Annotated in this window: 17 protein-coding genes and 1 other annotated feature; of the genes, 3 read left to right on the top strand and 14 right to left on the bottom strand. The window is 49.6% G+C overall.

Annotated elements, in window-relative coordinates; translation table 11 throughout:
- Positions 1–65 precede the first annotated feature (65 nt).
- Positions 66–1,367 (bottom strand): bifunctional folylpolyglutamate synthase/dihydrofolate synthase, encoded by a 1,302-nt coding sequence (locus BM124_RS09265; protein ID WP_093337021.1) that lies wholly within the window; start codon positions 1,365–1,367, stop codon positions 66–68.
- Positions 1,368–1,394: 27 nt separating this feature from the next.
- Entirely contained in the window at positions 1,395–4,037 is a 2,643-nt protein-coding gene (locus tag BM124_RS09260; protein WP_093337113.1) for a valine--tRNA ligase, read from the bottom strand.
- Positions 4,038–4,094: 57 nt separating this feature from the next.
- Positions 4,095–4,315 (bottom strand) — a binding site (T-box leader).
- 275 nt (positions 4,316–4,590) lie between these two features.
- Here BM124_RS09260 and BM124_RS19510 point away from each other — a divergent pair.
- Positions 4,591–4,716: a hypothetical protein gene (locus BM124_RS19510; RefSeq protein WP_280139724.1), complete on the top strand. Its 126-nt coding sequence runs from the start codon at positions 4,591–4,593 to the stop codon at positions 4,714–4,716.
- A gap of 29 nt (positions 4,717–4,745) precedes the next feature.
- Here the strand turns inward: BM124_RS19510 and spoVID are convergent, their stop codons facing one another.
- On the bottom strand, positions 4,746–5,780 hold the full coding sequence (spoVID, locus tag BM124_RS09250) for a stage VI sporulation protein D (RefSeq protein ID WP_093337018.1): 1,035 nt from the start codon (positions 5,778–5,780) through the stop codon (positions 4,746–4,748).
- A gap of 222 nt (positions 5,781–6,002) precedes the next feature.
- Here spoVID and BM124_RS09245 point away from each other — a divergent pair, with 222 nt between their 5' ends.
- Positions 6,003–7,313, top strand: coding sequence for an MFS transporter (locus BM124_RS09245; protein ID WP_093337016.1), 1,311 nt, complete (start codon positions 6,003–6,005; stop codon positions 7,311–7,313).
- Positions 7,314–7,334: 21 nt separating this feature from the next.
- Here the strand turns inward: BM124_RS09245 and hemL are convergent, their stop codons facing one another.
- The 6 genes from hemL to hemA all read right to left on the bottom strand — a co-directional run bounded on the left by hemL (position 7,335) and on the right by hemA (position 13,776).
- Positions 7,335–8,624 carry a glutamate-1-semialdehyde 2,1-aminomutase gene (hemL, locus tag BM124_RS09240; RefSeq protein ID WP_093337015.1) on the bottom strand — a complete coding sequence of 430 codons (1,290 nt, stop codon included), beginning with the start codon at positions 8,622–8,624 and terminating at the stop codon, positions 7,335–7,337.
- 126 nt (positions 8,625–8,750) lie between these two features.
- A complete protein-coding gene (gene hemB, locus BM124_RS09235; protein ID WP_093337013.1) occupies positions 8,751–9,734 on the bottom strand; it encodes a porphobilinogen synthase in 984 nt (327 codons plus the stop codon).
- Positions 9,735–9,748: 14 nt separating this feature from the next.
- Entirely contained in the window at positions 9,749–10,507 is a 759-nt protein-coding gene (locus tag BM124_RS09230) for a uroporphyrinogen-III synthase (RefSeq protein WP_093337012.1), read from the bottom strand.
- Positions 10,504–11,439, bottom strand: coding sequence for a hydroxymethylbilane synthase (gene hemC, locus BM124_RS09225; protein ID WP_093337010.1), 936 nt, complete (start codon positions 11,437–11,439; stop codon positions 10,504–10,506). Before hemC ends, BM124_RS09230 begins: the two co-directional genes overlap by 4 nt.
- Positions 11,440–11,533: 94 nt before the next feature.
- Positions 11,534–12,364 carry a cytochrome C assembly family protein gene (locus tag BM124_RS09220; protein ID WP_093337009.1) on the bottom strand — a complete coding sequence of 277 codons (831 nt, stop codon included), beginning with the start codon at positions 12,362–12,364 and terminating at the stop codon, positions 11,534–11,536.
- A gap of 17 nt (positions 12,365–12,381) precedes the next feature.
- Positions 12,382–13,776, bottom strand: a complete 1,395-nt coding sequence (gene hemA, locus BM124_RS09215) for a glutamyl-tRNA reductase (RefSeq protein ID WP_093337007.1) — start codon at positions 13,774–13,776, stop codon at positions 12,382–12,384.
- Between the two features lie 237 nt (positions 13,777–14,013).
- Here hemA and BM124_RS09210 point away from each other — a divergent pair, with 237 nt between their 5' ends.
- On the top strand, positions 14,014–14,490 hold the full coding sequence (locus BM124_RS09210) for a hypothetical protein (protein WP_093337006.1): 477 nt from the start codon (positions 14,014–14,016) through the stop codon (positions 14,488–14,490).
- Positions 14,491–14,500: 10 nt separating this feature from the next.
- On the opposite strand, the gene yihA is transcribed toward BM124_RS09210, so the two are convergent.
- The 5 genes from yihA to tig all read right to left on the bottom strand — a co-directional run bounded on the left by yihA (position 14,501) and on the right by tig (position 22,715).
- Positions 14,501–15,085 carry a ribosome biogenesis GTP-binding protein YihA/YsxC gene (yihA, locus tag BM124_RS09205; RefSeq protein ID WP_093337004.1) on the bottom strand — a complete coding sequence of 195 codons (585 nt, stop codon included), beginning with the start codon at positions 15,083–15,085 and terminating at the stop codon, positions 14,501–14,503.
- The gene (gene lon, locus BM124_RS09200) at positions 15,072–17,402 is read right to left on the bottom strand and encodes an endopeptidase La (RefSeq protein WP_244504289.1); all 2,331 of its coding nucleotides are present in this window, start codon (positions 17,400–17,402) and stop codon (positions 15,072–15,074) included. Before lon ends, yihA begins: the two co-directional genes overlap by 14 nt.
- Positions 17,403–17,780: 378 nt before the next feature.
- Complete coding sequence (gene lonB / locus BM124_RS09195) at positions 17,781–19,496, bottom strand: ATP-dependent protease LonB (RefSeq protein WP_093337001.1); 1,716 nt, start codon at positions 19,494–19,496, stop codon at positions 17,781–17,783.
- Between the two features lie 203 nt (positions 19,497–19,699).
- On the bottom strand, positions 19,700–20,980 hold the full coding sequence (clpX, locus tag BM124_RS09190; protein WP_093337000.1) for an ATP-dependent protease ATP-binding subunit ClpX: 1,281 nt from the start codon (positions 20,978–20,980) through the stop codon (positions 19,700–19,702).
- 391 nt (positions 20,981–21,371) lie between these two features.
- The gene (tig, locus tag BM124_RS09185; RefSeq protein WP_093336998.1) at positions 21,372–22,715 is read right to left on the bottom strand and encodes a trigger factor; all 1,344 of its coding nucleotides are present in this window, start codon (positions 22,713–22,715) and stop codon (positions 21,372–21,374) included.
- Positions 22,716–22,846: the final 131 nt, after the last annotated feature.

The following is a 22,846-nucleotide window of genomic DNA, read 5'->3' as shown; positions in this document are numbered from 1 at the left end:
GACTATCATTCGAAAGGAGGGTATCTAAAAAAACTGTGCCGCCCGGGACACAGTTTTAATTGAGGTTATTCTATTTTTTTATCTTCCGCTGCCACTTCTGAAATGAAATACAGAGAGCCGGCAGCTACAACGAGGTCATCAGGTGAAGCGGTCTGCTTTATTTTTTCCCAGGCTGCCTTCCAGTCAGACAAGGCTTCGGTATCAGGAATAGGGCTTTTAGCAGCCGTTTCTTCCGCCGATGCAGCCCGGAAAAAGTCAAAACCGACAGCGGCCGCTGATTGAATGGGCAGTGCTTTCAGTGGTTCCAACAGGACAGCCGGATCTTTTTCTTTCGTCATGGCAGCGATCAGATGAATGGAGCGGCCGGGGAAATGGTCCGTAAGCGCCTCGGCCAGGCTTTCCATTCCTTCTTTGTTGTGGGCACCGTCCAGCAAAAGCGGCGGTGTTGTTTCCCTGTAATCGAGGCGGCCGATCCAGGATACGTGTTGAAATCCGCGGCGGATATGATCTTCATCCACCGGCAGCGCGTAGTACAGCATCAAATACCGGAAGGCCATCAAAGCCGCTGCCGCATTTTTTGTCTGATGGCGGCCGAGCATCGAGATCTTCACATCCGGGATATGGTTTAAAATGGACTGAAAAGAAAATGTCCACCCGGAAGACTCCGCCTCAGCATTCGTCACATGAAAATCACGATCCAGCCGGTACAGTCTCGTCCGCGCGTCTTCTGCCGCTTCCTCCAGAATCTCTGTCACTTCCGGATTCGTGTCACACGTCACAACCGGTACGCCAGACTTGATAATGCCTGCTTTCTCCCGTGCGATTTCTTCAATGGTATCCCCGAGAACCGCCTGGTGGTCATGCCCCACATTGGTAATGATGCTGATCATAGGATGAACGGCATTCGTTGAGTCCAGTCTTCCGCCGAGGCCGACTTCCCAGACGACTACATCCGGAAAGGCAGAGGAAGCGAAATAATGAGCCGCGATGACCGTCAGTACTTCAAATTCCGTCGGTGGTCCGAAGGGCGTTTTTGCGACACTTTCCACGACCGGCCGCACCGCCTGCGCGCTTTTTAGAAAATCTTCTTCCGATACAGGCTCCCCATTCACTGCGATACGTTCCCTGAATTCATGTACATACGGGGAGGTGAACGTGCCGCATACGAGGCCTGCTTCTTTCATCGGTTCTTTCAGAAACGCGGTCGTCGACCCTTTTCCGTTCGTTCCTCCCACATGGATACTTTTCAGCCGCCGCTCCGGGTTGCCGAGCCCCTCAAGCATCATGCGGACCCGGTCCAGACCGGGACGGATGCCATGGGCGCTCAGCTCCGAAAGCCAGCTGAGGGCTTCTTCGTACGTCTGCATGACTGCATCCCTCACGTTTTCTATCTATTATGCTTTCAGTTCCTGAATCCGGGCTGTCACTTTCTCCCGTTTTTCCATGTAATCTTTTTCTTTTTCCCGTTCTTCGGCAACGACATTTTCCGGCGCTTTCTGGATAAAGCCTTCGTTCGCCAGTTTCTTCTGGACGCGTTCGACTTCTTTATCCAGCTTTTCCTTCTCTTTTTCCAGACGGGCGATTTCATCGTCCAGATCAATCAGTCCGGCAAGCGGCATATGAAGCTCTGCTCCGCTGAGAACATGGGACACCGTCTTTTCCGGAACATCAAGATCCGGATCAATCGTCAGCTCACCGGAGTTTGAGAAACGTTCAAGATACACGCGTCCGCGCTCCAGCCGGTCCTGTACGCCGTCGTTCTGCGGTTTCAGCTGCAGGTCGATTTCTCTGCTTGGAACCACATTCATTTCGGCGCGGGTATTGCGGACCGAACGGATGACGTGCTGCAGCAGTTCCACATCTTCCACCGATTCCGGATCCATGAATGTTTCGTATGTTTTTGGCCACGCTGCCACCGTAATGGATGAACCTTCGTGCGGAAGGTGCTGCCAGATTTCTTCGGTGATAAACGGCATAATCGGATGCAGAAGACGCATCGTCTGCTCTAAGACGTGGGCAAGAACCGAGCGCGTCGTCAGCCTGGCTGCTTCATCATCACCGTACAGCGGGAGTTTCGCCATTTCGATGTACCAGTCACACACATCATCCCAGATGAAGTTATATAAAAGACGTCCCACTTCACCGAATTCATAATTGTCCATGAGACGCGTCACATCACGGATCGTCTCCTGAAGACGGGTGAGAATCCAGCGGTCGGCAATGGTTTTGTCTCCGCTGAAGTCCATATCACCATAGATAAGGCCACCCATGTTCATGAGCGCGAAACGGGAGGCGTTCCAGATTTTGTTGGCAAAGTTCCAGTTCGCTTCGATTTTTTCCCAGTGGAAACGAAGATCATTCCCCGGTGTTGTTCCGGTAGCAAGGAAGAACCGGAGCGCATCCGCCCCGTAACGATCGATAACGTCCATCGGGTCGACGCCGTTGCCGAGGGATTTACTCATTTTCCGGCCTTCTGCGTCGCGGACAAGACCGTGGATCAGGACATCCTGAAATGGACGCTCCCCTGTAAATTCAATGCCTTGAAAGATCATGCGCGATACCCAGAAAAAGATGATGTCATAGCCCGTGACGAGCACATTGGTCGGATAAAAACGTTGAAAATCCGGGTTTTCCTTCTCCGGCCATCCCATCGTTGAGAACGGCCAGAGCGCGGAGCTGAACCACGTATCGAGAACATCTTCGTCCTGCTCCCATTCTTCCGGGTTGGACGGCGCCGTATGGCCGACGTGCATCTCCCCGGTTTTTTTATGATACCAGGCCGGTATCCGGTGGCCCCACCAAAGCTGCCGGGATATACACCAGTCGCGGATATTATCGAGCCAATGCAGATACGTTTTTTCAAACCGGTCCGGTACGAAGTGAACTTTTTCCTCCTGATTCTGAAGGTTCACCGCCTGCTCTGCCAGTGGTTTCATTTTCACAAACCACTGCGTGGAAAGATACGGTTCCACCACGGCGCCGCTGCGCTCAGAGTGGCCGACAGAATGCTCGTGATCTTCAATCTCAAACAGCACACCGTCTTCCTGCAGATCTTTCACGAGCTGTGTGCGGCATTCGAAACGGTCGAGACCTTGATATCGTCCCGCATTCTCATTCATCGTGCCGGATTCATCCATGACGAGTACGCGTTCGAGATCATGGCGGTTCCCCATTTCAAAGTCGTTCGGGTCATGGGCCGGTGTGATTTTCACCGCACCGGAACCGAATTCCATATCTACATAATCGTCGGCGATAATCTCTATTTCACGGCCGATAATCGGCAGCACAACTGTTTTTCCGATAAGGCAGCTGTACCGTTCATCTTCCGGGTGTACCGCAACAGCAGTATCTCCGAGCATCGTCTCCGGTCTCGTCGTCGCCACTTCAATATGACCGCTTCCATCTTTCAGCGGATATTTCATGTGGTAAAAGTGACCCTGTACGTCTTTGTAATCAACTTCAATATCGGAAAGGGCAGTCTGGGTGTCCGGATCCCAGTTGATAATATACTGTCCCCGGTAAATCAAACCTTTATTGTAAAGGGAAACAAAAACCTCACGAACCGCTGTGGACAATCCTTCATCCAGCGTAAACCGCTCTCTGGAATAGTCCAGGGACAGACCCAGTTTCGCCCACTGCTGCCGGATGAAATCAGCGTATTCTTCCTTCCAGTCCCACGATTTTTCCAGGAAACGCTCGCGGCCGAGTTCATGCCGGTCTATGCCTTCTTCCTTCAGTCTTCCTTCCACCTTTGCCTGCGTGGCAATGCCGGCATGGTCCATACCCGGAAGCCAGAGCGTGTCATACCCCTGCATCCGTTTGAGTCGGGAAAGAATGTCCTGAAGCGTCGTATCCCAGGCGTGACCGAGGTGCAGTCTTCCGGTCACGTTCGGCGGCGGGATGACAATCGTAAACGGCTCCTTGTCCCCTGTTCCTTCCGCTTCAAAATAAGAATGTTTTGTCCAATACGGGTACCACTTCGTTTCGGTGTCACCTGGATCATACTTGGTCGGCATATCGGTGTGCTGCTTCGTCATCGGATTTCCTCCTTTAAAATATATGTTTTCCGGCATAAAAAAAGCCCTTCACCCTGTGCAAAGGACGAAGAGTCTCGCGGTACCACCTTTATTCACAGCTGCATCAACTGTGCGCTCCATCCGGGTAACGGGTCCTCCGGCTTTTCCTACTGCCGTTTCAGAAAAGCAGCTCCAAGGCGACCTTCCGGACTTCCTTCCTCAAAAAACCTTTCAGCCTCGGGTTTTTCTCTCTTATTCAGGCGGAACAATCCGTACTCCTCCCTGTTGTTCGCAGTTCTTATAGTAAGTATAGTCATATTTTACGGGGAAAAGACATTCTCGTCAAGGCGGGTCCTTTTGTGATGAGGAGCCTTTTTCAAACGGCAACATTTGCGGGTACTCTGCATATGCATAAGAGAAAAGATCTCATGCTGCAGAAAGGAGGATTCTTGTGGGATATCCCCCTTATCCAGGGCCGCCTGGTCCACCGTGCCCTCCGCCCAGAAAACATAAAAAAAGGCACCACCATCACCGGCCGAAGCGGAGATGGTGGTGGAAATGGAAGCTGGCTGTCATGCAGATTCTGTTAGTTCTTATTATTTTTCAGGTAATCCGTACATTGATTTTTCCAACGACGTTTGATGTTATGCTTCTCTTTTTGCTGACCGGTGCTTACTTAAGCTGCGTGGTCAGCCGCTGAACGTGCGGGTTTCCTGCAAGAAGCCGTTGTCAGCTGTTATCCGGTTCCGCTGTGGAAACGGGGGCGGGGATATATAATATCTGCCCTTCCTCCACATGTTCATGAGTCAGACGATTAAACCGCAGCAGATGTCCCGCCGTCGTGTGATACCGCTCGGCGATCTGCTCTATCGATTCATTTTCCTGGATGATACACATCTTCAGCCGGGAAAAGTCTTCCTCTCCACTAGTCATCATTTTCGTTAAATACAGCGCATTATCATCGCGGTCCCCCGTTTCTGCTGTTTCACCAGGGCCGCTGTTTTCTTCGGTTTCCGCTTCCTTTTCCACCTGCTCGTCTTCTTCTCTTTCCGATTGCACCGGCAGAGGTTCTTCCTGTGTGTCGCGTCCATGGAAAGACGTGACAATATCGGCTGTATCATCTTCTGTTTCCTCTTCTGTTTCCTCTTCTTCCTGCTTTTCTTCTCTGTCTTCCGCGCCGGATACTAAATCGGCAGGAAACCTTTCTTCTGCCGGTTCGTCTTTGCTGTTTTCTGTTTCATTGTCTTCCGGGCGGAACACATCTTCCATTTCCCACACTGGCAGAGGTTCAACAGCCGGGGATTCCTCCACCGCTTTTGTCTCTTCCTCACGCACGCGTTCCTGCACACCGGAAATGCTAACATCCGCTGTGAGCTGAATGCACCCAGGTTCCGGAAGATCATAATCAAAACTGTCAATCGTTACATATACATCATCAAGGTGTTGAATACGGTTCAGCGGCACTGTGACATCCACCGGAAAAAAATGCTTCAGTTCACCGACCCCGTCTTCGCGCCTGCTATTTGTTTCAATATAACGTGGAGCCGGATCTGTGTCTGTATCATATCCCTGTTCTTCTGTTTCGGGGTAATATTCTCCATTCAGGTACAAACCGCCTTTAATATCCACGTAATCATATTTTTCTTCGATTCGAATATCCGGATCCAGTCCCAGCGACACCAGTTCCTTAATTTTTTCGCCTTGATTCAGCCACACCGATTCTTCCAGACTGAACGTCAGCTCCGAGGCATGTGCGTCTGTCATTTATTAAGCCCTCCTTTGTATCAGGTATACGCAAGGTTGTCTCCATGATGGAAGCTTCAACCTTCCTTCGTTATCCCTTTCACTATATGCCTCCCCGGGCGAAACTATGATTGATAATCCCGTTCGTTGTTTTTCTTATGGCAGATTGATAGAATGTATCCGTATATGAAACGAAGGATTCCCGTCTCAGGGAGACGTGGAATTGACGGAAAAGGGGATTGGATGAATCATAGTAGTACGAAGACAGTAAAGAGACTAAGAAAAGATAATCTGCCTGTACAGCCGCCATTTTTTTACGGTTGGCTGATTGTTGCCATAGCAGCGCTGGGTGCCTTTTTCTCCGGGCCGGGACAGACTTATTCGATTTCAGTATTTATGGACATTTACATTGAGGAATTTGAAGGAAACCGCACGATGATTTCAAGCATTTATTCCGCGTCTACTCTTGCAGCGGGACTCCTGTTGTTTTTGACAGGACGTTTGATTGATAAGAAAGGACAGCGTTATACTACTGTTCTTGTCGGAACCATGCTTGCCATAGCCTGTTTTTGGAACAGTGCCATGATCGGCCCGGTTATGATGTTTATCGGTTTTTTCATGCTCCGTCTGTTCGGGCAGGGATCTATGACCCTTGTACCGAATACGCTGGTGCCCCAGTGGTTTTCTAAACAGCGCGGACGCGCGTTCAGTTTTATGACGCTTGGTGTTCTCGCCAGCGGTGCTGCGATGCCGCCGATTCACTTCTTTTTGATCGAGCTTGGCGGCTGGCGGTTTACATGGGTATTCTGGGGTACGGTGCTTCTCGTTGTGTTTGTGCCGGCTGCCTTTGTGTTTATCCGGAACCGACCGGAGGATGTCGGTCTGCTTCCGGATAATGACGGCAAAGACGGGAACCGGGAAGAAGCAGCCGCAGCCTCTGCAAAAGAACGGCGGGAATCTTCCTGGACGGTATACAGCGCCGTCCGCACGAAATCATTCTGGTTTGCTTTGTTCTGTGCGGTTGTTCCGTCTTTGGTTAATACAGGTATTACAATTCACTTGTTTTCGATTTTAGGAGAGAAAGGGATTGAACGGCCGGTCGTTGCTTTTCTCCTCAGTCTGATGCCGATCACGGCATTTCTGTTCACTCTCGCGGCCGGATTTGTCGTGGAACGCGTCAAACTGCACATTGTGTACTCCCTCGGCTTTCTTTTAAGCTGTTTTACCTTCATTCTTCTGATTTACGCACAGTCGGCGTGGAGTATTGTTCTTTTTGTCGTACTTTGGGGCTTTTTTGACGGAACGACAAAAATTTGCAATAACATGGTCTGGCCGGAATATTTCGGCCTTGATCATATCGGCAAACTGAAAAGTTTCGCAACGACAGCCATTGTTATCGGTTCAGCACTGGGGCCGCTTCCGTTTGGTATAGCGTTTGATTATTTCGGACAGTACAATGAAATTCTCTGGATGATGATTGCTCTGCCTGTTCTCGCAGCAATACTTGCATTTGCTTCCCCGCCCCCTCAAAAAAAGAGCAGCCCGGATATGTAATCCGGCGCTGCTTTTTTTGCTCTATGCCTTTATTTTCGAAAATGTCTTCTCGGCTGCGTCGATTGTTTTCTCTATATCTTCTTCGCTGTGGGCGGTAGACAGGAAGATGCCTTCAAACTGCGAAGGCGGGAGTGATATACCCTGCTGCATCATTTCCCGGAAATAAGAGGCAAACAAATCAAGATCCGATGTTTTCGCCGAAGCGAAGTCAGTCACTTTTTCTTCTGTGAAGAAAAGCGTCGTCATGGCCCCGGCCCGGTTCACGTGATGTGGGATACCATGTCTGGAGGCGGCGGCTTCAAGACCGTCTGCGAGCTGGTTACCGAGCTTATAGAACCGTTCATAATCCGCCGGAGTAAGCTGGCTGAGTGTCTCGTAGCCCGCCGTCATGGCAAGAGGGTTTCCGGACAATGTGCCGGCTTGATAAATCGAACCATCCGGAGCGATTTTTGCCATAATATCTTTGCGTCCGCCGTAAGCACCAACCGGCAGTCCACCGCCGATTGTTTTTCCAAGGCAGGTCAAATCCGGTGTTACGCCGAATTCTCCCTGTGCGCTGTTATAGCCGACGCGGAATCCTGTCATCACTTCATCAAAAATAAGGAGGCTCCCGTTTTCTTCCGTGATATCGCGGACACCCTGCAAGAAACCTTCCTCCGGCAGTACGACTCCCATGTTGCCGGTAACAGGTTCCATAATAACGGCGGCAATTTCTTCGCCGTACTTTTCAAAGGCGAGTTTTAAGCTTTCCAGGTCATTATACGGTACCGTCAGCGTGTTGGAGGCAGTACCGGATGGAACACCGGGGCTGTCCGGGAGTCCTAGTGTCGCCACACCGGACCCTGCCTTGATTAACAGGGAATCACCGTGGCCGTGGTAACAACCTTCCATTTTGATGATTTTATCCCGTCCGGTAAAGCCACGTGCAAGGCGCAGAGCGCTCATGGTTGCTTCCGTGCCGGAGTTAACCATTCGTACGACGTCAATTGACGGAACCCGGTCAATGATGAGTTCAGCCAGTTTCGTCTCCATCTGATGGGAGGTGCCGAAGCTGGTTCCTTTTTCAGTTGCTTTCTTCAACTGTTCCACTACGTGATCATCGGCGTGGCCGCGGATCAGCGGTCCCCAGGACAGAACATAATCAATAAACTCATTTCCATCGAGGTCCCACACTTTGGACCCTTTTCCTTCTTCAATGTAAACAGGCGGATGGCCGACGGAGTTATATGTCCGAACCGGACTGCTCACTCCGCCCGGCATAAGCGGTTCCGCTTCATCAAACGCCGCCTGGGACTTATCAAACGTCTTCATATACAGCACTCCTTTACTGGATATTCTCCTTCCAGCTTATCAAATGAAACGATGGCTTGTCCTCTTCCACATCGTTTTTCCTTTTAAAAAAGGGCTGTCCGTCAAGAACAGCCCCAACAGTCCATGTTACTGCTTTTCATCGATCCAGGCGGCGGCGTCTATGGCAAAGTAGGTTACGATGAGATCGGCGCCGGCCCGTTTCATGCTCGTCAGTTTTTCCATAACAACTTCTTTTTCATCAAGCCAGCCGTTTGCCGAAGCCGCCTTGATCATGGCGTACTCGCCGGATACGTTATAGGCAACCACCGGTTTAGACGTCTCATCTTTCACTTCCCGTACAACATCCAGGTAGGGAAGTGCGGGTTTCACAATGAGAAAGTCCGCTCCCTCTTCTACATCTGATGCTGCTTCGCGGAGAGCTTCGAGCCGGTTCGGGGGATCCATCTGGTACGTTTTGCGGTCCCCAAAAGAGGGAGAGCTGTGCGCTGCATCCCGGAACGGGCCGTAAAACGCGGATGCGAATTTCACGGAATAGGACATCACCGGAATATTTATGTGTCCGGCTTCATCCAGACCGTGGCGGATGGCAGCTGTGAAGCCGTCCATCATGTTGGACGGGGCGATAATGTCAGCGCCTGCGTCCGCCTGGCTTACAGCAGTTTGAGTGAGGAGATCGAGAGACGTGTCGTTCACGATCGTACCCTGTTCAATAATACCACAGTGTCCGTGATCGGTGTACTGGCAGAGACAGGTATCGGCAATGACGGTCAGATCCGGATGATTTTGTTTAATCTGCCGGATTGCTTTTTGAACAATGCCTTCCTCAGCATACGCCTGGGTGCCGTTTTCGTCTTTATGTTCCGGGATCCCAAATACAATGACAGCCGGAACACCTGAAGACTCCAGCCGGTTCATCTCTTCCCCGAGATGGTCCAGAGATACCTGATAGACGCCCGGCATTGATGGTACTTCGTTTTTAATATCGCTGCCTTCAAGTACAAAAATGGGAAAAATGAGATCTTCTTTCCGGAGCACTGTTTCCCGTACCATGTTCCGTATGCCCGGGGTGCTCCGCAGCCGGCGGTGCCGGTGGAATGTCAGTTCATTCATCGTGTCATCCTCCTTCAAAACGCGGTTAACGTTCGTACAATACCCTCAACCGTGGACGGTTCCGCCGTTCTGCGCGATACAAACCCGTGCTTTGCCGCTTCATTATCGGTAATGGACCCAATGCTTACCGTGTCCAGCCCCTGCCAGTCTTTCTTCGGCATGTTTCTTACAAAATGGGCAAAGGCTTTGACGGCGGAAGGGCTCGTGAATGTCAATAAATCAATGGTTCCCTCCTGAATCCATGACAGCAGCTGTTCCCGGTTTTGATACGCAGCAGCCGTCGTGTAAAGCGGGAGTTCGTGCACATAAGCGCCTTCCCTTTGCAGCACATCGGCAATAACTGAACGGGCCCTGACGCTTTTGGGGAAAAGAACAGAGTCCCCTGGGCGCACCCGGCTCTGCAGCAGGTCAGCAAGCCCGTCGCCATCACTGACCCGGGGCAGCAGAGGATTGGGCCATCCTCTTTTGCGCACAGCTTCTGCGGTTTTTTTTCCTACCGCTGCTGTCCGGCATGTTTCCGGCACGGAAAGCGGAACTTCTGCAAGCAGTTCCGAAAAATAAGCGGCCGCATTGGCGCTTGTGAAAATCACCCAGTCCCACTTTTTCTCCGCGGCACGTTTTTTCAGCGGATCCCAGTCTTCGGTGCGTATCGTTTCAATCATCGGCAGAACAAGAGCAGTCCCTCCCTCTGCTTCAATCAAACGCTTTAACGCATCACTCTGACCGGGCGGCCTCGTTACTAAAACGTTCCGGCCGGTGAGGGGCTCTGTCATGTTTGATCCAGCTCATCTTTCACTTTGTCGAGAATTTCTCTGCCTCCCTGCTGGAGCAGTTCCTCCGCAGCCTGTTTACCGACTGTTTCCGGTTCAGGCCCCCTGCGGGAGGAGGTAAGGACCGTTTCACCATCAGGGGATCCAATCATGGCGGTGAGACTGATATCTCCATTTGACTCGAGCATGGCATAGCCGCCGATCGGCACCTGGCATCCCCCCTCGACGGTCTGCAGAAAGGCGCGTTCGGCCGTCACACGTCTGGAAACAATGTCATCGTTGAGCTCCGCAAGAATATCAAGAACTTCCTGATCATCCTCCCGGCATTCCAGTCCAAGTGCGCCTTGACCTACAGCAGGAAGACAGATATCGGGATCCAGATACTCTGTTACAATTTTTTCATCCCACCCCATGCGGGTGAGACCGGCCGCAGCCAGAACAATCGCATCAAAATTCTCTTCGCGGAGTTTGCGGAGACGTGTGTCTATATTCCCGCGGATCCACTGTATTTTTAGATCAGGCCGTCGTGCCAATATCTGAGAGGAACGCCGCAGGCTGCTCGTTCCGACTACAGCGCCCGCCGGCAGATCATCCAGCAGTACATGATCCGTTGATATCAGGACATCCCGCGGGTCCACCCTGTTTGTGACAGCACCCAGACGAAAGCCTTCTTCCACTTCTCCCGGGAGATCTTTCATGCTGTGGACGGCTATATCAATCTCTCTATTTGTAAGGGCTTCTTCAATCTCCTTGATGAAAAGACCTTTACCACCTACTTTGGAAAGGGTGACATCAAGTATTTTGTCCCCTTTTGTTACGATCTTCTTTGTATCAAATTGATAAGGAAGACCGCGCTGATTCAACTCATTAACAACCCACTCCGTCTGCTTCATCGCAAGGTTGCTTTTTCTCGTTCCCAGTACAATCGTACGCATCCTATTCCTCCATCCGTTCAACCGCCTGTCCGGGGGTTGTTATCTCTTTCATCCTGCACCGCAGAGGGTGTATTTAAACATCGTACCCCTTGTTTTAAAAATACCAGAAATGAAAATCAGTCAGCTCACTTGATAAAAAGTAATTAATCAACACGAGCATAAACCCCGCTATATTAAACAACGCCATATTATAGCCTCTTTGATGCCTGACCGCCCATAGATAAAGGTAAATGCTGTATACGACCAGCACAACAAAGGACCCGATCACTTTGGCATCGAGCCACGGCAGCTGGGAAAGCTGAATCGAAGCCCATATAAATCCAAGGGTAAAGCCAAGCAGCATGAAGGGAACACCGATTGTTGTCATCCAAAAAATAAAACGTTCCATTTTCGGAAGGTTCTCCAGCCGCAACAATCGCTTTCCCCACTGCTTCTGTTTCAGCAGGTGATGCTGAAACACATACAGCGCGGAAAACACAAAAGCTATCGTAAATGCAGCGTACCCAATCATAATAAGCGTCACATGAACGACCAGCAGTTCCGAGATAAGAAGGTCGTTCAAATCCGACGGCACATCACCGTCCGGGGTGAACAAACTGAAAGCCATCATGACAAAACCAACGACATTTGTAAAAAACACGAGAAAATCCACACGGAAAAACCAGTTGATAATAAGTGAGAGACTTACAAGAAGCCAGGCATAAAAAAACAGCCCTTCAAACGGTGTAATGATGGGCAGTCTGTCATATTGAAGCGCTCGAATAACAAAAAAAAGTGTCTGGAGCACCCATACGATAGAAAGCAACCAGAAGGCGATCCGGTTCACCTTCCGGTTGTTCTGCAGAAAATCTATGAAATATCCGAGCACACTCAGACTGTACAGCACAATCGTTAAAGCATAAATAATGCCCGCAGAAGCAACCATTTGTGACAACTCCTCTCCTAGGAGTGGAAGCTGATATCCTGAGCGTATGCATAAGGGGAGATCCGCCTTTTTTTACGGCGGCCCCATTCCTGCTCCGCTTCTTCCACTTTTACCTGCTTCTCTTCAGCCTCTCTGGCCGCTTCCACTTCTTCATCGAGCCCGAATATTTCGGTAAACAATGCAAGCGACTCATCGGCATCCGGTTCTCCGGCCATTTCTTTCGCTCTTGTGATAGGCTCGCGCAGCATCTGGTTCACTATGCTTTTTGTATGCTTACGCAGTACTTTTTTATCGCGTTCCGATAAATCCGGAAGTTTGCGCTCCAGGCTGTCCATCGTTTCGGACTGAATGGACAGAGCTTTCGTTCTCAGTGCAGAAATGACAGGCACAACACCGAGTGTGTGCACCCACTCTTTGAAAGAGGCGAGCTCATCCTGAATACCGGCTTCTATCTTTTCCGCTTCCGTTTTTCTCTCTTCCATATTTGCCGCTACAATGCCCTGCAGATCATCAATATCATACAGAAAGACATTGTCCAGCTTCTCAAGGGCAGGATCGAAATCGCGCGGCACAGCGATATCCACCATGAAAAGCGGCTGTCCGCGCCGCTGCTTCAGAACGCTCTCCATCCATGCCTTGTCAATTACATAATCACTTGAACCCGTGGAAGAAATAACGATATCTGTCTTCTCCATGTAACGCCGCAGTTCTTCCATGCTTCCGGCTGTACCGAAAAACCGTTCCGCCAATTCAGCAGCTTTCGCGTACGTCCGGTTTAACACCGTTACTTCAGCCGCACCGCCTTCATAAAGGTGTTTGGCTGTCAATTCACTCATTTCACCGGCTCCAAGCACCATCACGTGCTTGTCCCGGAAATCGCCGAGAATTTTTTTCCCAAGCTCAACAGCGGCATAACTTACCGAAACAGCATTTTCATTAATTTCTGTCTCGCTGTGTGATTTTTTCGCAAATGTGACAGCCTGCCGGAATAATTCGTTCAGGACAGTGCCTGTGGCTCCTTCATTCTGTGCCAGAAAGAAGCTGTCTTTCACCTGTCCCAGAATCTGCGTTTCCCCAAGGACCATGGAGTCCAATCCTGCACTCACCCGGAACAGGTGCTGTATCGCTGTATCGTTTTCCCGTATATTCAGATGAGCCCCATACTCATCGATCGGAAGACCAAACCATTCATACAGAAATTTCTTTATAAAATGACGTCCGGTGTGCAGCTGATCGGCAACGGCATAAATTTCGGTACGGTTGCACGTTGAAACAATGGTACACTCCAGTATGCTTTTCATGTTTCTAAGCTGCTGCAGCGCATCCGGCAGCGACTCTTCCTGAAACGCCAGCTGTTCTCTGATTTCGACAGGGGTCGTTTTATAATCAAAGCCGGCAACGATAATGTGCATGTGTTTTTCACCCCCGATTGCAGCAATGTCTCTATCTTTCGTTCAGCGTCAAATGCATTCGTATACTTGTCCACTGTCATATTATATCATGCCCACGGCACACGTGAATCATGAAATGTGAACAGCCGCTGACTTTTATCTTCTATACAACAGCCGGACAGCACCGGCTGTAGATTGTGTACTTATATGATATCATAAATATTCGACATAATTCTAATGAGTTGATGGAGGACACATATGAAAAAGCAGAGCATCTTTTACGGTATCATCGTTTCCGGACTTGCCCTGATTCTTATTGTTGAAAACTGGGACCTGGCCCCGGGCGGAATATGGACCGTGTGGCCGGCACTGCTGCTTGCGGGCTTCGCTTTCCTCGTAGAGAGCCTGAGCGGCCGCATTCCGCTGTCGTTTCTTCCGGGTGTGCTGCTGCTGTTACTTGGCGCTCACTTTTACCTTCTGCAGTTCACCGCATTCTGGCCCGATCATATCGGCATGTATTTTCTCTACTTCGGAGCTGCTTTCCTTGTCGACTCGCTGAAGACGAGAAATTCCGGTTTATTCACAGGGATTCTTCTTTCAGCTGCCGGTGCCGGATTCCTGTACAGTTCCGAACTGAGACAGGCCTCAGGCACGCAGGTCTCCTATATTGTAGAAATGTTCTTCCCCATCGTGCTTCTCGGATTCGGCGTTTACATGATTATTGTACGAAGATAGATCCGATACCTCATCCAATCATGGCCTGGATTGCTTTCCAGGCATCTTCTTTGCCCTGCCCGGTTTCTGCTGAAAACAGCAGGATATTATCTGCTTTCTCAAGCTCGAGTGTTTCTCTGATGTTTTTTACATGTTTCGGCCGTTTGTTTTTTGTTACTTTATCCGCTTTCGTCGCGATGACAAGCACCGGAAGCTCAAACTGTTTCAGATACTGGTACATCTGGACGTCCAGAGCGCTCGGTGAATGTCTGGAGTCGACAATCATGGCCACCCCGCGCAGTTTCTCTCTAGAGGAAAAGTACGTTTCCATCATTCTTCCCCATGCCTCCCGTTCCGACTTGGAAACTTTGGCATAACCGTACCCGGGTACGTCCACAAACATCAGCCTGCCCTCAATATCATAAAAATTCAATGTCTGGGTCTTTCCTGGTTTCCCTGAGGTCCGGGCCAGATTTTTGCGCGTGACAAGTGTATTAATAAATGATGATTTGCCTACGTTGGAGCGGCCGGCCAGAGCAATCTCCGGCAGACCATTCTTAGGATACTGGTCCTGCCGGACGGCGCTGATCAAAAGCTCCGCTTCATTTACTTTCATTTTCCTCCCCCAATGCATAGGCCAGTACTTCATCCAGATGGGACACCGTGATAAACGTAAGGCCTTTCCTCACACTTTCTGGTACATCTTCAATATCTTTTTTGTTTTCCTGCGGTATGATAATGGTTTCAAGTCCTGCGCGGTGGGCACTCATTGCTTTTTCTTTCAAACCGCCGATTGGAAGCACCCGTCCCCGCAGCGTAATTTCCCCGGTCATACCGACTTCTTTTTTGACCACTCTATTTGTCAGTGCCGAAATCAGCGCGGTTGCCATTGTGATACCGGCGGAAGGCCCGTCTTTTGGAGTCGCACCGGCAGGCACATGAATATGAATGTCATATTTTTCGTGGAAATCCTCGTCGATTTTCAACTCTTCGGAGCGTGAGCGGATATAACTGAAGGCAGCCTGTGCTGATTCTTTCATCACATCGCCGAGTTTGCCTGTCAATGTGAGCTCTCCTTTTCCCTGTGCTAGAGAGACTTCAATGGAGAGCGTGTTTCCTCCGGCCGTCGTATAGGCAAGGCCTGTAGCCGCACCGATCTGGTCGGTTTCCTCCGCTTTGCCGTATCTGTATTTCGGCTGTCCGAGCATATCTTCAATGGTATTTACCGTTACAATAACCCTTTTGCGTTCCCCGGAAATAATGCGCTTCACTGCTTTCCTGCAGACATTGGCAATTTCCCGCTCAAGACTACGCACACCGGCTTCTCTTGTATAATATCGGATAATTTTAAGCAGCGCGTCTTCCTTAAACTGAATCTTTCCTTTGGTAAGTCCGTGCTCCTCTGTCTGCTTCGGAAGCAGATGATTTTTGGCAATTCCCAGTTTCTCGACTTCCGTATAGCCGGCGATAGATATAAATTCCATCCTGTCGAGAAGCGGCTCCGGAATCGTGGAAACATTATTGGCCGTCGTGATAAACATGACTTTCGATAAATCATACGGCTCTTCAATGTAATGATCACTGAACGTATTATTCTGTTCCGGATCCAGCACTTCCAGCATGGCCGCCGAAGGATCTCCCCGGAAATCACTTGCCATCTTATCAATTTCGTCAAGCAGAAAAACGGGGTTGGTCGATCCGGCTTTTTTCATGCCCTGAATTATGCGGCCCGGCATCGCTCCGACATACGTCCGCCGGTGGCCGCGGATTTCCGCTTCATCCCGTACGCCGCCAAGCGATATGCGGACAAAATTCCTCTCCAACGCTCGGGCGACAGAACGGGCAAGCGATGTCTTGCCGACTCCCGGCGGGCCGGTCAGGCATAGAATCGGACCTTTCAGGGACTGCGTCATTTCCTGCACAGCCAGGTACTCCAGCACCCGTTCTTTCACCTGATCAAGGCCGTGATGGTCTTCATCGAGGATATTTTGGGCGTGGTTGATATCAAGACGGTCTTCGGTCTCCTCCGTCCACGGAATGACCGTAAGCCACTCGATGTAATTACGGATGACCGAACTCTCCGCCGAAGAAGAAGGCATTTTTTCGTACCGGTCCATTTCTTTGTATGCCTTCTCCTTTACATTTTCGGGCATGCCGGCGTCTTCAATTTTCTGTTTAAGCTCTTCCACTTCCCCCGTTTTTCCTTCTTTATCTCCGAGTTCTTTCTGGATGGCTTTCATCTGTTCCCGGAGATAGTACTCTTTCTGCGTTTTTTCCATGGATTTTTTCACGCGCTGGCCGATTTTCTTTTCGAGACCGAGTACTTCCTTTTCATTATTCAGGGTTTCCAGAATCTTCATTAACCGATTCTGTACCGGCACTGTCTCAAGCAGTTTCTGTTTCTCTGCGATTTTCAAAGGGAGATGGGATGAAACAACATCCGCCAGTCTCGCTGGTTCGGCAATGTCCTGCACGGACTGCAGTGTTTCATTGGACACTTTCTTGGAAATCGACACATACTGCTCAAACTGTTCAATCACATTGCGCATAAGAGCCAGTTCTTCGGAGTCATATTCGTTTTCTTTCTGTTCGAGTCGTTTCATCTCAACTTCAAAATAATCTTCCCGATCGAGAAAGCGGCTGATTTCTGCACGTGCCAGCCCCTCCACGAGAACACGGATCGTGCCGTTTGGAAGCTTGAGCATCTGTTTCACTTTGGCGTGCGTTCCAATATGATACATATCTTCCTCGCCCGGTTCATCAATGGATAAGTCGATCTGGCTGGTCAACATAATTTCGCTGTCATCAACCATTGCCTGTTCCAGAGCCTGCACCGATTTTTCACGACCGACATCCAGATGCAGTACCATCGTCGGAAATACAAGAAGTCCCCGAAGCGGAAGCAGCGGGATATTTCTATTCTCTTGTTCCACCGGCAATACCTCCATTTTTTCAGTTCTTTTCCATCACTGTAATTATGTAAAATAAGAAAAGCGCAGGCTCTCTGCTTAGCGGAATTCCGGCTGATAAAGCAGATCATCCGTCCGTTTTGCGCTCGTTCTGCGGGCAGCGCCGGACGGTCCCGGATCCACTGGGGCTTTGAACGGACAAGCGTTGAAACCGGTCTACCAAACCCCAATATTATCACCCTTCCCTGACCGTCCGGAAAAGGTGCAGGAAGAAGGGTCATCTTCCCTTTTAAAAAAAGACCCGCTTCGTTTCCTTTTCCTTTGCGGCGGGTCTGCTTCTCTATAAAACAGCACAGTATCGTGCGCTTTTTCTTTTCTACTGCATGATGGTTTTATTTTATCCTATTTCTCATTCATTTGTCTAATTCCAGGCTCCTCGGTTTCGTGATACGAAACGGATGTATCACCGGCCGGTATAATGAAACCATGCCCGGTTTCTGACACTTCTTCTTCGGGAAGCAGTGCTTGTTTCAAAAGCTCTTCCACCCGCGCAACGGGAATTATCGTTCCCTGTTCCTGTTCATGAAAGGAAGGACGGTCATTTTCATGCGGTATGAATACAACCTGTGCCCCAGCCTTACATGCTGCATCTACTTTTTCAGGCACCCCGCCTACCGGTTTAATATCGCCCCGCACTCCGATTTCACCGGTTACGGCAGTGAAAGGCTTTACTTTTACCTGTTTGACTGCCGAGTAAACTGCCAGCAGAATGGCGGCGCCGGCGGAAGGACCATCGATAGGAAGGCCGCCGGGAAAATTGACGTGAATATCATATTCTTTTACCGGGAGATGCATCGTATGAAGAACCGTGACAACATTTTCGACCGAACTTTTGGCAAGGCTTTTCCGCCGCGTGGAAAAAACGGGTGTTCCATGTTTTTCTTCTTCCATCACGCCGGTCACCGTAACGTTGCCCGGATACACGCCTTTTTTTGCGGCGGCCTCCACATCAAGAATCATACCGGCGCCTGCTGCTGTTACAGCCAGCCCATTTACTTTTCCGACAAAACGGTCGTGCTGGATGGAGCGGCCGGGTTTTGGTTCGAGCCGGCCCGCCTGAAGCACCCACTCGATGTCGCGGGTCTCCAACACAGTACGCTCGTCTTCTTTCGCCGCTCCCGCCGCGATCTGAACAATATGAACCGCATCCCGGCCGTTTCCGGCAAACCGGGAAATCAAAAACGCTGCTTCTTCTGTAAGTTCGGCACCGCTCTTCTCCCCGGCCTGGTATGCAATCTTTCGGACCTCGGAATCATCCAGCGGCCGGAAATAAATTTCCATGCAGCGGGAGCGCAGTGCCGCAGGCAGTTCCTGCGGCTGTCTTGTCGTGGCTCCCACGAGCCGGAAGTCAGCCGGAAGCCCGTTGTTAAAAATATCATGGATATACGTTGGTATCTGCGGATTACTCTCGCTGTAATACGCACTTTCCAGATATACTTTCCGGTCTTCCAGCACTTTCAACAGTTTATTCAGCTGTATGCTGTGAAGTTCCCCTATTTCATCAATAAACAGCATACCTCCGTGTGCTTTTGTGACTGCTCCCTGCTTAGGCTGGGGGACGCCTGCCTGCCCCATCGCTCCCGCTCCCTGATAAATTGGATCATGCACCGAGCCGATTAAAGGGTCGGCAATCCCGCGCTCATCGAAACGCGATGTCGCACCATCAATCTCCACAAATGCTGCATCTTTTCGAAACGGAGAAGCCGGATTGCGCTTAGCTGCTTCAAGAACGAGTCTCGCCGCTGCTGTCTTGCCGATGCCGGGCGGTCCGTAAAGCAGAACATGCTGCGGGTTTTCTCCGCATAATGCTGCTTTGAGCGCTTTGATTCCTTCTTCCTGTCCAATGATATCGCTCAATGACGCAGGACGGGCCTTTTCTGTCAGCGGCTGGGATAACGAAACAGAACGCATCCGGCTGAGCTGTTCAATTTCTTTTTTTGAATCCCTCTGGACCGCTGTTTTGCCTGCGCGCTGCTGTTTGAGGAGATTCCAGAAATAAAGACCGACAATCACCCCGAATATCATTTGAACAATAAGTACAATCATCATCAGATTCATATTGTTTATGCCTCCTTGCCGTCTTCCCTGACTTAGTATGCCGCCGTCTGCTTTTGAACATGCAGAACGGAAATCAATTATTCAGAAGAAGGACAGCCCGGAGACATTCCCAACTGTTGTATTATCCTTTGCACATAGTCTGCCTATCCTTATAAAAACGGTCCAGCCGTGCGTGCTTCGGCTGGACCGTCTCTGCCTTATAGTCAGGCGCTTTCTCTTGGTGCTTTGCTTTCCAGATAAACTTCTTTACCGTCGTGTGTTTTTAGAATAGGAGACACGTCATCCGTTACAGCTTCTGCTGTAATGGTACAGACAGCAATGTCTTCTTTATTCGGAAGGTCATACATGATGTCGAGCATAATGCCTTCAATAATGGAGCGCAGTCCACGGGCTCCGGTTTTTCGTTCAATCGCTTCACGCGAAATCTCACGGAGCGCTTCGTCTGTGAATTCCAGTTCCACTTCATCCATTTCAAGAAGTTTCTGGTACTGCTTCACGAGGGCATTCTTTGGCTGTGTCAGGATATCCACAAGCGCATCTTCATCAAGCTCGGAAAGACTCGAAATAACCGGGAGACGTCCGATAAATTCCGGAATCAAACCGTAACGGAGAAGATCTTCCGGAAGAATGCGGCTCATGTATTCGTCTTTGTCCATGTCGGCTTTTTCCGATTCCGAGCCGAAACCGATAACCTGTTTGCCGAGACGTTCCTGGACAATCTGGTCGATTCCGTCGAACGCACCACCGCAGATAAAGAGAACGTTGGACGTATCAATCTGAATGAATTCCTGATGCGGATGCTTACGGCCGCCTTGAGGAGGAACACTTGCCGTTGTCCCTTCAAGAATTTTCAGCAGAGCCTGCTGCACCCCTTCACCGGAAACGTCTCTTGTGATGGAAGGATTCTCTGATTTACGTGCTACTTTATCGATTTCGTCGATATAAATTATTCCTTTTTCCGCCTTCTCCACATCGTAGTCGGCTGCCTGGAGGAGTTTCAGCAGAATATTCTCCACGTCTTCTCCGACATAGCCGGCTTCAGTGAGCGATGTGGCGTCCGCCATCGCAAACGGAACGTTCAGTATTCTTGCCAGTGTCTGCGCCATCAATGTTTTCCCGCTTCCGGTAGGTCCGATCATACAGATGTTACTTTTGGCAAGTTCTACATCTCCCTGCTGCTTTGCTGCTGCGGAGTTTACACGTTTGTAGTGATTGTACACCGCCACAGCCAGGGAACGTTTCGCTTTTTCCTGACCGATGACATAATCATCAAGCGTCTCGTTGATTTCATTCGGCTTCGGAAGTTCTTCCAGTTCCACTTCCTCTTCTGTGCCAAGTTCTTCTTCCACGATTTCCGTACACAGCTCGATGCATTCATCGCATATATAAACGCCGGGTCCAGCGACTAATTTTCTCACCTGGTCCTGTGTCTTCCCGCAGAAAGAACATTTCAATTGTCCCTTCTCTTCATTGAACTTAAACATCTTCTCACCCCTTACATGGTTATTGTACACGAACTTCTGTGTTTCAGTACAATCATTTGAACAGCTGCCATGCTATACCGAATCTGCCTTTTCGCGTACATAATGACCATAGTATATGATTATGCTTCGCATTGTATCATACACAGTGGCCCAACTTGAAACAATACGGATGGAAAAAAGGATATTGTACCGCATCTTATGTAGAACCATCCCTTATATCATAGACACTTTCCTTATGTATATTCAACCATGACGTACACCATTCCTTCTTTTTCCCCGGAAATGATAGAAATCTATACTTCATTTTGATTGAAATGCCCTTTAAGTTTTCCATGCCGTTTCTTATGAAAAACCCTAAAAGCTTTTTCAAGCTTTTAGGGTCGTGAATCCATTATTCGGCTTCTTCTGCCACGTCTTCATTTTCTTGGGATTTCGGGACGGTTTTGCTGTTTTCTACAAGAAAGTCGATCGCCTTTTGAATGCGGAGATCATCTTTCAATGCATCCGTTCCGCCCTGCATCGCGAGCAGCTGCCGGATTTCTTCTTTCTCTCTCTGATACGTTTCGGCCATTTTATCCAGTTCTTTTTCCACGTCATCGTCACTCGCTTCGACTTCTTCCGCGTTGGCTACAGCTTCCAGGGTAAGGTTCATTTTTACCCGTTTTTCGGCTTCGCCTTTGAACTGTTCTTTCATGCCTTCTTCGTCCGTTCCTGCTACCTGATAATACATATCAAGAGACATGCCCTGTGCCTGCAGACGCTGATCGAATTCCTGCATCATGCGGTCGGATTCTGAAGAAATCATGGCATCCGGAATATCAACCGACGCGTTCTCCGCTGCTTTTTCAACGACCGTATCGCGCTCATGGTGTTCTTTTTCGTGCTCTTTATCGTGCTTGAGCTTGTCTTCCTGTTTATTCTTCAGTTCATCGAACGTCTCGACATCTTCATCCACATCTTTGGCAAATTCGTCATCCATTTCAGGGAGTTCTTTGCGTTTGATGTCATGAAGCTTCACGGAAAATACAGCTTCTTTTCCGGAAAGTTCTTCTGAATGATATTCTTCCGGGAAGGTAATCGTAATATCTCTTTCTTCTCCCGGAGTCATGCCGGTGATTTGTTCTTCGAATCCCGGAATAAACTGACCGGAGCCGATTTCGAGCGAATAATTCTCTGCTTCGCCGCCTTCAAACGCTTCGCCGTCTACATAGCCTTTGAAGTCCATGACAACGGTGTCTCCGTTCTGTACTTCACCGTCTTCCACGACAACAAGCTCAGCCTGCTGTTCTTTGAGCTTATCGAGCTCTGCCTGGACATCTTCTTCCGAAACGGAGGTTTCGAATTCTTCCACTTCCAGTTCTTTATACTGGCCGAGCTCCACTTCCGGTTTCACCGTAACAGTGGCTTTGAAGACCAGATTCTTTCCTCTTTCAATCTCTTCGATATCAATATCCGGCTGATCCACCGGTTCAATCTGCGTTTCCTGAACGGCTTCTGAATAAGCCGGCGGCAGCACAATATCCACCGCATCCTGGTAAAGGGATTCTACACCAAACCGCTGTTCAAACAGTTTGCGCGGCACTTTCCCTTTACGGAAACCAGGAATATCCACCTGTTTTCTTACTTTTTGGAACGCCTGATCGAGTGCTTCTTCAAATCTTTCGGATTCGACTTCGATTGTCAGGACGCCCTGGTTCCCTTCTTGTTTTTCCCAATTGGCATTCTCAGCGCTCATTTATCTTTCCCTCCAAGTTTCATAGGTTATCTCCGTATTCACAACCTCCTTATTATAACATATCAAATGTTCATTTCAATGAAAAACACCATAAGAAAGCCTGAACAAATACGGATTTCTGTTCATAAAGG

The organism is Salibacterium halotolerans (assembly GCF_900115625.1).
GTDB classification, from domain to species: Bacteria; Bacillota; Bacilli; order Bacillales; family Marinococcaceae; genus Salibacterium; species Salibacterium halotolerans.
Note: the sequence above shows the minus strand (reverse complement) of the source record. Positions and strands in the feature narration are given on the sequence as shown.